13 protein-coding genes and 1 other annotated feature are annotated in these 13,107 nt (G+C 59.0%); of the genes, 8 read left to right on the top strand and 5 right to left on the bottom strand.

Annotated features, from left to right (window positions below):
* Positions 1 to 6: 6 nt before the first annotated feature.
* A complete protein-coding gene (gene trpR / locus BVU99_RS09825; protein ID WP_016929152.1) occupies positions 7 to 336 on the top strand; it encodes a trp operon repressor in 330 nt (109 codons plus the stop codon).
* Between the two features lie 11 nt (positions 337 to 347).
* Here trpR and yjjX read toward each other — a convergent pair whose 3' ends face one another.
* Entirely contained in the window at positions 348 to 866 is a 519-nt protein-coding gene (yjjX, locus tag BVU99_RS09820) for an inosine/xanthosine triphosphatase (RefSeq protein ID WP_004933015.1), read from the bottom strand.
* A gap of 101 nt (positions 867 to 967) precedes the next feature.
* Between yjjX and gpmB the strand changes: the two genes are divergently transcribed.
* Entirely contained in the window at positions 968 to 1,615 is a 648-nt protein-coding gene (gpmB, locus tag BVU99_RS09815; RefSeq protein ID WP_025305227.1) for a 2,3-diphosphoglycerate-dependent phosphoglycerate mutase GpmB, read from the top strand.
* Here the strand turns inward: gpmB and robA are convergent.
* Positions 1,612 to 2,481 (bottom strand): MDR efflux pump AcrAB transcriptional activator RobA, encoded by an 870-nt coding sequence (gene robA / locus BVU99_RS09810; RefSeq protein ID WP_025305228.1) that lies wholly within the window; start codon positions 2,479 to 2,481, stop codon positions 1,612 to 1,614. The genes gpmB and robA overlap by 4 nt on opposite strands.
* 342 nt (positions 2,482 to 2,823) lie before the next feature.
* On the opposite strand from robA, the gene creA reads away from it, so the two are divergent.
* Positions 2,824 to 3,303: a protein CreA gene (gene creA / locus BVU99_RS09805; RefSeq protein WP_004933005.1), complete on the top strand. Its 480-nt coding sequence runs from the start codon at positions 2,824 to 2,826 to the stop codon at positions 3,301 to 3,303.
* Positions 3,304 to 3,354: 51 nt separating this feature from the next.
* Here the strand turns inward: creA and arcA are convergent, their stop codons facing one another.
* Positions 3,355 to 4,071: a two-component system response regulator ArcA gene (gene arcA / locus BVU99_RS09800; RefSeq protein WP_025305229.1), complete on the bottom strand. Its 717-nt coding sequence runs from the start codon at positions 4,069 to 4,071 to the stop codon at positions 3,355 to 3,357.
* A 629-nt stretch (positions 4,072 to 4,700) separates the two neighbouring features.
* Between arcA and BVU99_RS09795 the strand changes: the two genes are divergently transcribed.
* The 5 genes from BVU99_RS09795 to thrC all read left to right on the top strand — a co-directional run bounded on the left by BVU99_RS09795 (position 4,701) and on the right by thrC (position 10,432).
* Positions 4,701 to 5,387, top strand: a complete 687-nt coding sequence (locus BVU99_RS09795) for a tRNA/rRNA methyltransferase (protein ID WP_025305230.1) — start codon at positions 4,701 to 4,703, stop codon at positions 5,385 to 5,387.
* 194 nt (positions 5,388 to 5,581) lie between these two features.
* A complete protein-coding gene (gene thrL, locus BVU99_RS09790; RefSeq protein WP_071525951.1) occupies positions 5,582 to 5,668 on the top strand; it encodes a thr operon leader peptide in 87 nt (28 codons plus the stop codon).
* Positions 5,607 to 5,724, top strand: a sequence feature (Thr leader region). Its footprint overlaps the gene before it by 62 nt.
* Positions 5,725 to 5,748: 24 nt before the next feature.
* A complete protein-coding gene (gene thrA / locus BVU99_RS09785; protein WP_049205431.1) occupies positions 5,749 to 8,208 on the top strand; it encodes a bifunctional aspartate kinase/homoserine dehydrogenase I in 2,460 nt (819 codons plus the stop codon).
* A 1-nt stretch (position 8,209) separates the two neighbouring features.
* Entirely contained in the window at positions 8,210 to 9,139 is a 930-nt protein-coding gene (thrB, locus tag BVU99_RS09780) for a homoserine kinase (RefSeq protein ID WP_016929148.1), read from the top strand.
* Between the two features lie 3 nt (positions 9,140 to 9,142).
* Positions 9,143 to 10,432: a threonine synthase gene (gene thrC, locus BVU99_RS09775; RefSeq protein ID WP_043136010.1), complete on the top strand. Its 1,290-nt coding sequence runs from the start codon at positions 9,143 to 9,145 to the stop codon at positions 10,430 to 10,432.
* A 46-nt stretch (positions 10,433 to 10,478) separates the two neighbouring features.
* On the opposite strand, the gene yaaA is transcribed toward thrC, so the two are convergent.
* Both yaaA and BVU99_RS09765 read right to left on the bottom strand, forming a co-directional pair.
* A complete protein-coding gene (gene yaaA / locus BVU99_RS09770) occupies positions 10,479 to 11,255 on the bottom strand; it encodes a peroxide stress protein YaaA (RefSeq protein ID WP_099816592.1) in 777 nt (258 codons plus the stop codon).
* Between the two features lie 106 nt (positions 11,256 to 11,361).
* Positions 11,362 to 12,798 (bottom strand): sodium:alanine symporter family protein, encoded by a 1,437-nt coding sequence (locus BVU99_RS09765; protein WP_025301518.1) that lies wholly within the window; start codon positions 12,796 to 12,798, stop codon positions 11,362 to 11,364.
* Positions 12,799 to 13,107 lie beyond the last annotated feature (309 nt).

The raw sequence follows: 13,107 nt of genomic DNA, 5'->3' as shown, positions 1-13,107 counted from the left end.
GCTGCCATGACGCAATTATCGTTAAACGACCCCGCTCTTTCAGAACAAGGCAATGAGGATTGGCTGCGCTTCGTCGCGCTGCTGCAGAATTCGTTTGCGCAAGAACTTCATCAACCGCTGTTGCAGCTGATGTTGACGCCGGACGAGCGCACCGCGCTGGGCACCCGGGTGCGGATCATTCAGGAATTGATGCGCGGCGAGATGAGCCAGCGCGAGCTGAAAAATGAACTGGGCGCGGGGATCGCCACCATCACCCGCGGTTCTAACAGCCTGAAAGCGGCTTCACCCGCGCTGAAACAGTGGCTTGAGCAGCAGTTGCTGCACGACGCGCCCTAGCAGACTCAGCGTTATTGCTGATAGATGGCGTTGTGGAACGGCACCAGCGCCAGCAGCAGCGCCTGGTGGTAAACGCTGGTGCGGCTCAGCCGGCCGTCGGTGAAGACGCCGATGGCGCCGCCCTGACGTTTCACCTCGGCGTTGCCGGTGATCGCCGCCATTTCGCTGCCCAATTCGCGACCGGCGCGAATACCTTGTAAGATGACTTCCGGCAGCATCAGGCTCGCCGAGCGGGATTCGCCACGGATGTGCGGGTTCTCGATGGTCATCCAGGCGAAGGTCATATTCTCTTCAATCCCGGCTTCCACGCCGACCCAAAAATCGGCCTCGGGCCTGACCTGGCGCGCTTCCATCACGCGTTGACGCGAACCGGTGCGGGTTTCGTGGTTGCCTATCGGCTGCAGCGAGACGCCGCTGGCGACGTCAACGGATTCAATGCGGTATTGGCCCGCGCCAAAGACGTCATCGAAGGCGAGTTGAATAGCCTTGATCTTTGCCGGGTTGGTAGTTGCAGCGACAACATGGTACATAACGGGTTTGATATCCTTCTGGCCGATACGCCGGGCAGCGGCAAAAGCGCCGCCGGGCCGGGGATAAACGCAAATTTCACGCAGTATAACGGAAAACAAAAATGTTACAGGTATACCTCGTTCGCCATGGCGAAACGGAATGGAACGCGGCTCGCCGCATCCAGGGTCAGTCCGACAGCCCGTTAACCGCCATGGGTGAACACCAGGCCCGTCTGGTCGCCAGGCGGGTCAGCAAAGAAGGCATTACGCACATCATTACCAGCGATCTGGGGCGCACGCGCCGCACCGCGCAAATCATCGCCGAAGCCTGTGGCTGCGAAGTGATTGGCGATCCGCGTTTGCGTGAGCTGCACATGGGGGTTCTGGAAGAACGCCTGATCGACAGTTTGACGCCGCAGGAAGAGCAGTGGCGCAAACAGATGGTCGATGGTACTCCTGACGGCCGTATCCCTCAAGGCGAATCCATGGAGGAACTCGGCGAGCGCATGCGCGCCGCGCTGGAGAGCTGCCTGATGCTGCCGGAAGGCAGCAAGCCGCTGCTCGTCAGTCATGGCATCGCTTTGGGGTGTTTGATCAGTACGGTGCTGGGGCTGCCGGCCTATGCGGAACGCCGCTTGCGCTTGCGCAACTGCTCACTGTCGCGCGTCGATCATCAGCAGAGCCCGTGGCTGGCTTCCGGCTGGATCGTGGAAACGGCGGGCGATGTCACGCACCTGGACATGCCCGCGTTGGACGAACTGCAGCGTTAACGCCGAATCGGGATCAGGTAATCGCACTTGATCTCGATAGGCGCCTGATGCGGACGGCGCTCGCCTTTCGGGTAGAAGCGTTCGATGTCGTGCCCTTTGCGGCGCGTCAGCTGGAGCGCCGGCAGGCAGGTGCCGTACACCGTCAGAATAAAGTCTTGCAGGTTCTCGGTTGGCCCTTCGTAGCTGAACATCGCAAACTCACCGCCCGGCAACACCAGCGGCTGGCCTTCCTGTACCTTGTCAGGCACCTGATCCGGCTCCAGCGCCGTGGTATACAGCACTTCCTGTTCGTCGTCCTTCTCCTGGCTTGGGCGCGAGTGGTGCAGCCCGTACAGCACCGGCGGCAGGGTTTCGACGTCACCGAGGAACTGACGCCAGAACTGCGAGCGCAGTTCAGTGCGCACGGTGGTGATCTGTTCCAGCGTACAGGAGTAGCTTTGGGTCAGGCCGACCAGGTGTTTATCTGGCAGCGAGACGAATTCCGGCTGCGGCAGAGTGAAGGCCCCCAGACGGATCGGCGGACAGATGCCGAACGCATTCCAGTCCTCGGCGCGGCGGTACAGCGCCGGCGTTTGCGCAAACTGTTTTTTGAAGGCGCGGGTGAAGGTCTGCTGCGAGTCGAAACGATATTGCAGGGCGATATCCAAAATCGGCCGGCTGGTCAGACGCAGCGCGACGGCGGCTTTGGACAGTCTCCTTGCCCGGATGTAAGCACCGATGGCATTACCGGTAATATCTTTGAACATCCGTTGCAGATGCCATTTGGAGTAGCCGGCCTTGGCCGCCACGTTATCCAGCGACAAGGGTTGGTCCAAATGGCTTTCCAGCCAGCTAAGCAGATCACGAATGATACCGGCTTGATCCATAGATCTTCCTCGTAAAGCTTGGGGGTAGGAACCCGAACTGTTGATTCGTCACGCTGGTGCTGCGCTATCAGACCGATCCATGAGCCATTATGCGTTGCACTCTTTGCCTCTGCTGCGCATGCCGCGCCAGAGTTGGATTGGGGTACACCGTAGTGGGCGCAAAGAAATAACGACGCCGCATCATAGCAACTTTTTTACTCCGCGACTCTCAAAGATTTTTGTCACGCTCTGTGCTAAAACGGACGGTGCGGACCCGTATAAAACCGATTCCGTGAGCTTAGACATAAATAATGGCGATCGCCGAACCTATTTTTGCGGCAAGGTTATATCGGAGTTAAGTAAATGAAAAAAAGCTGGATATTTTTATTCGGTTTGGTTTGCGCAACCGTGGGAAGCGCACAGGCGGAGCAAGTGGGTTCCGTTGATACGGTGTTTAAATTGTTGGGGCCGGACCACAAAATCGTGGTCGAAGCGTTCGACGATCCGGATGTTAAAAATGTAACTTGTTATATCAGCCGCGCCAAAACCGGCGGCATCAAAGGCGGCCTGGGGCTGGCGGAAGACACCGCCGACGCGGCCATTTCCTGCCAGCAGGTCGGGCCTATAGAGCTGAGCGACAAGATCAAAAACGGCAAGGCGGAAGGCGATGTGGTGTTCCAGAAACGCACTTCGCTGGTGTTCAAGAAGCTGCAGGTGGTGCGCTTCTACGACGCCAAGCGCAATTCACTGATCTACCTGAGCTATTCCGACAAGGTGATCGATGGCTCGCCGAAAAATGCGCTGAGCGCGGTGCCGATCATGCCGTGGGCTGAGACGAAATAAAAAAACGGGGTTCAGCATGCTGAACCCCGTTTTCATGACGGCAGGCGGGAGTTACTCTTCCAGCTCGCCGCAGAAGCGGTAGCCTTCGCCGTGAATGGTGGCGATGATTTCCGGCGTGTCCGGCGTCGATTCGAAGTGTTTGCGAATGCGACGGATGGTGACGTCCACGGTGCGGTCATGTGGCTTCAGTTCGCGACCGGTCATCTTCTTCAGCAGTTCGCCACGGGATTGGATCTTGCCCGGGTTTTCGCAGAAGTGCAGCATGGCGCGGAATTCGCTGCGCGGCAGTTTGTACTGTTCGCCGGCCGGGCTGATCAGCGAGCGGCTGTTGATGTCCAGTTCCCACCCGTTGAACTTGTAGCTCTCGACCAGGCGGCGCTCTTCGCCCAGGCTGCCCAGATTCATGGTGCGCGACAGCAGGTTACGTGCGCGGATAGTCAGCTCACGCGGGTTGAACGGCTTGGTGATGTAATCGTCGGCGCCGATTTCCAGGCCGAGGATCTTATCCACTTCGTTATCGCGGCCGGTCAGGAACATCAAGGCGACGCTGGCCTGTTCACGCAGTTCGCGCGCCAACAGCAGGCCGTTTTTGCCTGGCAGGTTGATGTCCATGATGACCAGATTGATATCATTTTCAGACAGGATATTGTGCATCTCTGCACCATCATTGGCTTCATGAACAATGTAGCCTTCCGCCTCGAAAATGCTCTTCAGGGTGTTACGAGTGACTAACTCGTCTTCGACAATCAGAATGTGCGGGGTCTGCATATTTGCTACCTAAAATTGCCAACAAAATAGAAAATAGGAAGTACAGAAGTCTCTGTTTTCTTAGAGGAGGGCAGAGATAGCGCCACGTTCCCTCTCAGCAAATGACTAAAGTACGTAAACTCGTTCTTGATGCACTTTCCATCTCATGTCAACAAGATCGCTAGCCTGGTGGGGATGCTGTTCCCTACAACCCCTGGGGTGCCAAATCGGCGCATATCCTAACCCCATTAACAGCAATATAACAGCGCGTGCCGAATTCATCACCCAACAAAACTACGCTTTGTTGACATATATCAAATTCAATTGTAGCACGTTAACAGATTTGTGAAAAACACTTACAGAAATGCCAGTTTAAGTCACAGAACCTCAAATTCTGTGAACGATTCAGCATTATCGGGCCCGATAGGATACAATTATTCGCTTATTGATCATCGTCTTGTTTTAACTCATTGATAAATAAATACAGTAAAACATAAGCATGAATAATGACTATTACGGCGGATTTATTAGCTCAACGAGCCGTTTAATCTTGTTTGTTGCTATTAACGCGTTTATTGTTACGCAATTGTAAATATAAGCGGGCGCTGCGATACCGTCAAAAGCGCAGGCCCGCCTTCGGTGGAAGAGTGATGCAGCTTCATATTGTTTTAGTGGCTCCGGCGCGGCCGGAAAACGTCGGCGCGGCGGCGCGCGCGATGAAAACCATGGGCTTCGCTTCGTTGCGCATCGTCGACAGCGAGGCGCACCTGCAGCCGGCTGCACGCTGGGTGGCACATGGGGCCGGCGAGATCCTCGACGGCGTGCAAACGTTCGCCACGTTGGAACAGGCGCTGGCGGATGTAGACTTCACGGTCGCCACCACCGCCCGCAGCCGCGCGCGTTTTCACTACTACTGCACGCCGCCTGAGCTGCTGGAACAGCTGAGTGAGCGTAAGCAGTGGGTCGGCCAGGCCGCGCTGGTGTTCGGCCGCGAAGATTCCGGCCTGACCAACGAAGAGCTGGCGCTGGCAGATTTGCTGACCGGCGTGCCGATGCAGGCGGACTACCCGTCGCTTAACCTGGGCCAGGCGGTGATGGTGTACTGCTACCAGTTGGCGAGCCTGATGGGCGTCAGCACGCCGCAGGAAAAGGTGGCGTCGGAAGGGCAACTCAAAGCGCTGCGCCACCGCGCCGATGCCTTGTTGAACGCTTTGGATGTCGGCGATGACCAAAAATTGCGCGATTGGCTGCATCAGCGCCTCGGGGCGTTGCAACAGCGAGACACGGCGATGTTGCATACGCTGCTGCACGACATCGAAAAAAAACTCGCCAAGTGATAGCGGCTCCATCAGACGGTTACCCAGCGTGATCCACTAGTAAATCGGCTTTAAGTTGTTTTTTTGTTCTGTCGTTTTGCTTTTCACCTCCGATATCGCGCAATGTCGCCGCTGAACGGAAAATAAGCAAAAAAAAGAAATAGTTTGACTTGGGATAGCGATTGCTTTAACCAATAGAGGGGACAGAGTATTTCATGAGACAGACAGACAACATGCGCAACATCAGCCTGAAAACCACAATTATTACCACCACCGATACCACAGGTAACGGGGCGGGCTGACGCGCACAGGAAACACAGAAAAAAGCCCGCACCTAATCAGTGCGGGCTTTTTTTTCGGCTTAAATTCGGAGAGATGACACATGCGAGTGCTGAAATTTGGCGGAACCTCGGTAGCGAATGCGGAACGTTTTCTGCGCGTCGCCGACATCATGGAGAGTAACGCGCGTCAGGGACAGGTAGCCACGGTCTTGTCCGCCCCCGCAAAGATCACCAACCATCTGGTGGCGATGATCGACAAGACGGTGGCGGGTCAGGACATTCTGCCGAATATCAGCGACGCCGAGCGGATCTTTGCCGATCTGCTGAGCGGCCTGGCGCAGGCGCTGCCGGGCTTTGAATACGATCGCCTGAAAGGCGTGGTCGATCAGGAGTTCGCGCAACTCAAGCAGGTGCTGCACGGCGTCTCGCTGTTGGGGCAGTGCCCGGACAGCGTGAACGCGGCGATCATCTGCCGCGGCGAAAAACTCTCCATCGCCATCATGGAAGGGGTGTTCCGCGCCAAGGGCTATCCGGTCACGGTGATCAACCCGGTGGAGAAGCTGCTGGCGCAGGGCCACTACCTGGAGTCTACCGTGGACATCGCCGAGTCCACGCTGCGCATCGCCGCAGCGGCGATCCCGGCCGACCACATCGTGCTGATGGCCGGTTTCACCGCCGGTAACGACAAGGGCGAGCTAGTGGTGTTGGGCCGCAACGGCTCCGATTATTCCGCCGCGGTGCTGGCCGCCTGCCTGCGCGCCGACTGTTGCGAAATCTGGACCGACGTCGACGGCGTGTATACCTGCGATCCGCGCACCGTACCGGACGCCAGGCTGCTGAAATCGATGTCGTACCAGGAGGCGATGGAGCTCTCCTACTTCGGCGCCAAAGTGCTGCATCCTCGCACCATCACGCCGATTGCCCAGTTCCAAATCCCTTGCCTGATTAAAAACACCTCTAACCCGCAAGCCCCCGGCACGCTGATCGGTAAAGACAGCACCGATGACGCGATGCCGGTCAAAGGCATCACCAACCTGAACAACATGGCGATGATCAACGTCTCCGGCCCGGGCATGAAAGGCATGGTCGGCATGGCCGCACGGGTGTTCGCCGTGATGTCGCGCGCCGGCATTTCGGTGGTGCTGATCACCCAATCCTCTTCCGAATACAGCATCAGCTTCTGCGTGCCGCAGGGTGAACTGCAGCGCGCCCGCCGGGCGCTGGAAGAGGAGTTCTATCTGGAGTTGAAAGACGGCGTGCTGGATCCGCTGGACGTCATGGAACGCCTGGCGATCATCTCGGTGGTCGGTGACGGCATGCGCACCCTGCGTGGCATCTCCGCGCGCTTCTTCTCCGCGCTGGCGCGCGCCAACATCAATATCGTCGCTATCGCCCAGGGCTCTTCCGAGCGTTCAATTTCGGTGGTGGTCAGCAATGATTCCGCCACCACCGGCGTGCGCGTCAGCCACCAGATGCTGTTCAACACCGATCAGGTGATCGAAGTGTTCGTCATCGGCGTCGGCGGCGTCGGCGGGGCGCTGATCGAGCAAGTCTACCGCCAGCAGCCGTGGCTGAAGCAAAAACATATCGATCTGCGGGTGTGCGGCATCGCCAACTCGCGCGTGATGCTGACCAACGTGCACGGCATCGCGCTGGACAGCTGGCGCGACGAGCTGGCCGGCGCGCAGGAGCCGTTCAATCTCGGCCGCCTGATCCGGCTGGTGAAGGAGTATCATCTGCTGAACCCGGTGATCGTCGACTGTACCTCCAGCCAGGCGGTGGCCGATCAATACGTGGACTTCCTGGCGGACGGTTTCCACGTGGTGACGCCGAACAAAAAGGCCAACACCTCGTCGATGAACTATTATCAGCAACTGCGCGCGGCCGCTGCCGGTTCGCACCGCAAGTTCCTCTATGACACCAACGTCGGCGCCGGTCTGCCGGTGATTGAGAACCTGCAAAACCTGCTGAACGCCGGCGATGAGCTGGTGCGCTTCTCCGGCATTCTGTCCGGGTCGCTGTCCTTTATCTTCGGCAAGCTGGACGAAGGGATGTCGCTGTCGGCCGCGACCCTGCAGGCCAGGGCCAACGGCTACACCGAGCCGGATCCGCGCGACGATCTGTCCGGTATGGACGTGGCGCGCAAGCTGCTGATCCTGGCGCGCGAGGCCGGTTACAAACTGGAACTGAGCGATATCGAGGTTGAGGCGGTGCTGCCGCCGTCCTTCGACGCGTCGGGCGATGTGGATCAGTTCCTGGCGCGGCTGCCGGAGCTGGATAAAGAATTCGCGCGCAACGTGGCCAACGCCGCCGAGCAAGGCAAGGTGCTGCGCTATGTCGGCCTGATCGACGAAGGGCGCTGCAAGGTGTGCATCGAGGCGGTGGACGGCAACGATCCGTTGTATAAAGTGAAGAACGGCGAGAACGCGCTGGCCTTCTACAGCCGCTATTATCAGCCGCTGCCGCTGGTGCTGCGCGGCTACGGCGCCGGTAACGATGTGACCGCAGCGGGCGTGTTTGCCGATCTGCTGCGCACACTGTCATGGAAGTTGGGAGTTTAATATGGTTAAGGTGTATGCACCGGCCTCGATCGGTAACGTCAGCGTCGGTTTCGATGTGCTGGGCGCGGCGGTTTCGCCGATCGACGGCACGCTGCTGGGCGACTGCGTCAGCGTCGAAGCCGCCGAAACGTTCAGTTTGCAGAATGCCGGGCGCTTCGTCAGCAAGCTGCCGGCCGAGCCGAAAGAGAACATCGTTTATCAATGCTGGGAGCGTTTCTGCCAGGAGATCGGCCGCGAAGTGCCGGTGGCGATGCGCTTGGAAAAGAACATGCCGATCGGATCGGGGCTGGGTTCCAGCGCCTGTTCGGTGGTGGCTGGGCTGATGGCGATGAACGAATTCTGCGATCGGCCGCTGGATAAGACGACGCTGCTTGGCCTGATGGGCGAGCTGGAAGGCCGCATTTCCGGCAGCGTGCATTACGACAACGTGGCGCCATGCTATTTGGGCGGCCTGCAGCTGATGCTGGAAGAAGAAGGCATCATCAGCCAGGAGGTGCCGTGCTTCGACGATTGGCTGTGGGTCATGGCCTATCCCGGCATCAAGGTGTCCACCGCCGAAGCGCGCGCCATTTTACCCGCGCAATACCGTCGTCAGGATTGCATCAGCCACGGCCGCTACCTGGCCGGCTTTATTCACGCCTGCCACACCCGGCAGCCGCAGCTGGCCGCCAAATTGATGCAGGACGTGATCGCTGAACCGTACCGCACCCGGCTGTTGCCGGGCTTCGCCGAAGCGCGCAAGGCGGCGCAGGACATCGGCGCGCTGGCCTGCGGCATCTCCGGCTCCGGCCCGACGCTGTTCGCCGTCTGCAACGACGGCGCTACCGCGCAGCGCATGGCCGCCTGGCTGCAACAACACTATCTGCAAAACGACGAAGGTTTTGTTCATATTTGCCGTCTGGATACCGCAGGCGCTCGACTACTGGGATAACGCATGAAACTGTACAACCTTAAGGATCACAACGAGCAGGTCAGCTTCGCGCAGGCGATCAAACAAGGTCTGGGCAAGCAGCAGGGGCTGTTCTTCCCGCTGGAGCTGCCGGCGTTCGAACTGACCGAGATTGACCAGCTGCTGGAGCAGGATTTTGTCACCCGCAGCAGCCGCATTCTGTCGGCCTTTATCGGCGAAGAGGTGCCGGAAGCGGCGCTGAAGAAACGCGTACAGGCCGCCTTTGAGTTCCCGGCGCCGGTGGCGAAAGTGACGGAAGACGTCTCCTGCCTGGAGCTGTTCCACGGCCCGACGCTGGCGTTCAAAGACTTTGGCGGCCGCTTTATGGCGCAGATGCTGGCGGAAGTGGCCGGCGATCAGCCGGTGACCATTTTGACCGCCACCTCCGGCGACACCGGCGCCGCCGTGGCACACGCCTTCTACGGCCTGAAAAACGTCCGGGTGGTGATCCTCTATCCGCAGGGCAAAATCAGCCCGCTGCAGGAAAAGCTGTTCTGCACCCTGGGCGGCAACATTCATACCGTGGCGATCGACGGCGACTTCGACGCCTGTCAGGCGCTGGTGAAGCAGGCGTTCGACGATCAGGAGTTGAAAGATGCGCTGCACCTGAACTCGGCCAACTCGATCAACATCAGCCGCTTGCTGGCGCAGATCTGTTACTACTTCGAAGCGGTGGCGCAGCTGCCGCAGGAAGCGCGCAATCAGCTGGTCATTTCGGTGCCGAGCGGCAACTTCGGCGATCTGACCGCCGGGCTGCTGGCCAAGTCGCTGGGTCTGCCGGTGAAGCGCTTCATCGCCGCCACCAACGCCAACGACACCGTGCCGCGCTTCCTGACCAGCGGCCAGTGGCAGCCGCACGCTACGGTCGCGACGCTGTCCAACGCCATGGACGTCAGCCAGCCAAACAACTGGCCGCGCGTGGAAGAGCTGTTCCGTCGTAAGGTCTGGCAGCTGAAAGAGCTAGGTCACGCGGCGGTCAGCGATGAGACCACCAGGGAAACGATGCGTGAACTGGCCGAGCTGGGCTATATCTCAGAACCACACGCGGCCATTGCCTATCGCGCGCTGCGTGACCAGCTGCAGGAAGGAGAGTTTGGCCTGTTCCTCGGTACCGCGCATCCGGCCAAGTTTAAAGAGAGCGTAGAAGCGATCCTCGGCCAGGAACTGCCGTTGCCGAAAGCGCTGGCGCTGCGGGCCGATCTGCCGCTGCTGTCGCACTCGCTGCCGGCCAATTTCGGCGAGCTGCGCAAGTTCCTGATGGGACTGCCGGCCTGAAGTTCAGCAGGCTAAAATGCGAAAAGCCGTCTTGCGACGGCTTTTTTTATGCCTGCTCCGGGCGTTTGAACACCAGTTCATTACCCTGCGAGGCGGCTTCGTCGAAGGCGTAGCCTTCCAGGTTGAAGTCCACCAGCTGTTCGCTACGCGTCAGGCGATTTTTGATGATAAAGCGGCTCATTAACCCGCGCGCTTTCTTGGCGTAGAAGCTGATGACCTTGTACTTGCCGTTCTTCTCGTCGAGGAACACCGGTTTGATCAGTACGCCGTGCAGTTTGGCCGGCTTCACCGCCTTGAAATACTCGTCGGACGCCAGGTTGACTACCACGTCGTCGCCCTGCTGCTCCAGCGCTTCGTTGAGTTTCTGGGTGATTTTATCGCCCCAGAAACTGTACAGGTCTTTGCCTTTCGGGTTTTCCAGCTTGATGCCCATCTCCAGCCGGTACGGCATCATCAGATCGAGCGGGCGCAGCACGCCATACAGGCCGGACAGCATGCGCAGATGCTGCTGGGCGAAGTCGAAATCGGCTTCGTTGAAATCCTGCGCCTGCAGGCCGGTGTAAACGTCTCCCTTGAACGCCAGCAGCGCCTGACGGGCATTGTCCGGGGTAAATGTCGGTTGCCACTCGCTAAAGCGCGCGGCGTTCAGCCCGGCCAGCTTGTCGCTGATGCTCATCAGGCTGGCGATTTGCGCCGGCGTCAGCTCGCGGCAAATTTTGATCAGCTGTTTCGACTTGTCCAGCAGTTCGGGCTGCGTGAAGCGTTCTGTCGCCAGCGGGCTTTCGTAATCGAGCGTTTTTGCAGGGGAAATAATAACGAGCATGGCCAGATCCTGTTTATCCAAGTGCGGATACTGTAGCAAAAAGCGCGGGAAAAAGGGGCAATCGGTCCAATAGGCCGGGGCGCGTATCGCAGGCGCCCCGGAAAACTCAGCGCGGCGGCTTTTGGTCGTCCCACACGCCCGGCTCCAGCTGCGACTTCAGCTCCGGATAACGGGTGGCGTCGAAGGTTGGCAGCTTGCCCAGGCGGCGTTGGCGATGGTAGTCGTCGGCCAGTTTCAGCGCCACCCGCGACAGCAGCAGGATCGCCGTCAGGTTGGTGATCGCCATCAGGGCCATGGAGGTATCTGCCATTTTCCACACCAGCGGCAGCTCCGCCAGCGCGCCGAACATCACCATGCCCAGCGCCACGCAGCGGAAAATCAGCAGGCCGCCCGGGTGGTTGTGCTCGAGGAACACCAGGTTGCTCTCGGCATAGGCATAGTTGGCGATGATCGAGGTGAAGGCGAAGAAGAAGATGGCGATGGCGACGAACGGTGCCCCCCAGCTGCCGACGGCGGTCGACAGCGCGCGCTGCGTCAGATCGATGCCGCTGATGCTGTCGGTCGGCTGATCGAGTATGCCGGAAGAGAGGATGATCGCCGCAGTGGCGCTGCAGATGACGATGGTATCGATAAACACCCCGAGCATTTGCACATAGCCTTGCGAAGCCGGATGCGGCGGATAAGGCGAGGCGGACGCCGCCGCGTTGGGCGCCGAGCCCATGCCGGCTTCGTTGGAGAACAGGCCACGCTGCACGCCCTGGGTCATCGCCTGGGAAATACCGTAACCGACGGCGCCGGCCGCGGCTTCCTGCAGGCCGAAGGCGCTTTTGAAGATCAGCGCCAAGATCGCCGGCATGTGTTCGATGTTATGGCCAATCACCCAGAGAGCCAACAGCAGGTAGGCGCCGGCCATCAGCGGCACCACCAGTTCGGCCACTTTGGCGATGGAACGGATGCCGCCGAAGATCACCACGCCGCTCAACAATACCAGGCCGATGCCGACGTGCAGCGGCTGCAAATGGAAGGCGACGGCGGAGGCCTGGGCGATGGAGTTGGCCTGTACGGCGTTGAACACCAGACCGAACGCGATGATCAGGAAGATGGAGAACAGCACGCCCATCCAGCGCATGCCGAGGCCTTTTTCCATGTAATAGGCCGGGCCACCGCGGTAGTTGCCGTTATCGTCTTTGGTTTTGTAGAGCTGAGCCAGCGAGCTTTCCACAAATGACGTGGCCATGCCGATAAACGCCACCACCCACATCCAGAAGATGGCACCGGGGCCGCCGGCGGTCAGGGCAATGGCGACGCCGGTCAGGTTACCGGTGCCGACGCGCGCCGCCAGCGTGGTGCAGAGCGCCTGAAAAGAGGAGATGCCGGCGCTGTCGCTTTTATTGCTGTTTTTCAACACCGAGAACATGTGGCTGAAGTGGCGAAGCTGGATAAAGCGGGTACGCAACGTGAAGTAGATGCCGGTGCCGAGCAACAGATAAATCAGCACTGACCCCCACAAAATGTTGTTTATAAAATTCATCAGGTCCGTCAAGGGATCCCTCCTCTTATCGAAATGTCATGCGCACCTGGCAGCATCCACCGCAGGTGAAAAACATTGGCCTATTTTTTACAAGAGCTTAGCTGGAATCGGTCCGGCGTCAGTCGATTAAGATTTTTCGCAGATTAGCGGACGAATTGCATCAATTTTTTCGAATTTAACATAATTTATTCGGGCGATAGCACGTTATTGCCTTTCCATCCGCTCGGTTATGGCGAAAGATATCGGCGTAAACGGTTGCTCGCCCAAGGATAAAACAGATGCTTGCGCGCCGCGGTTTTCCAGCCTTGCGCCGGGCTTGGC

It is taken from the genome of Serratia sp. OLAL2 (genome assembly GCF_002752475.1).
GTDB lineage: Bacteria > Pseudomonadota > Gammaproteobacteria > Enterobacterales > Enterobacteriaceae > Serratia > Serratia bockelmannii.
The sequence above is the reverse complement of the archived record's forward strand: the minus strand, read 5'-3'. Positions and strand labels throughout refer to the sequence as shown.

Coding starts and splice junctions, on each gene's coding strand:
- trpR (WP_016929152.1), top strand. CDS start 7: ATGACGCAATTATCGTTAAACGACCCCGCTCTTTCAGAACAAGGCAAT.
- yjjX (WP_004933015.1), bottom strand. CDS start 866: ATGTACCATGTTGTCGCTGCAACTACCAACCCGGCAAAGATCAAGGCT.
- gpmB (WP_025305227.1), top strand. CDS start 968: ATGTTACAGGTATACCTCGTTCGCCATGGCGAAACGGAATGGAACGCG.
- robA (WP_025305228.1), bottom strand. CDS start 2,481: ATGGATCAAGCCGGTATCATTCGTGATCTGCTTAGCTGGCTGGAAAGC.
- creA (WP_004933005.1), top strand. CDS start 2,824: ATGAAAAAAAGCTGGATATTTTTATTCGGTTTGGTTTGCGCAACCGTG.
- arcA (WP_025305229.1), bottom strand. CDS start 4,071: ATGCAGACCCCGCACATTCTGATTGTCGAAGACGAGTTAGTCACTCGT.
- BVU99_RS09795 (WP_025305230.1), top strand. CDS start 4,701: ATGCAGCTTCATATTGTTTTAGTGGCTCCGGCGCGGCCGGAAAACGTC.
- thrL (WP_071525951.1), top strand. CDS start 5,582: ATGAGACAGACAGACAACATGCGCAACATCAGCCTGAAAACCACAATT.
- thrA (WP_049205431.1), top strand. CDS start 5,749: ATGCGAGTGCTGAAATTTGGCGGAACCTCGGTAGCGAATGCGGAACGT.
- thrB (WP_016929148.1), top strand. CDS start 8,210: ATGGTTAAGGTGTATGCACCGGCCTCGATCGGTAACGTCAGCGTCGGT.
- thrC (WP_043136010.1), top strand. CDS start 9,143: ATGAAACTGTACAACCTTAAGGATCACAACGAGCAGGTCAGCTTCGCG.
- yaaA (WP_099816592.1), bottom strand. CDS start 11,255: ATGCTCGTTATTATTTCCCCTGCAAAAACGCTCGATTACGAAAGCCCG.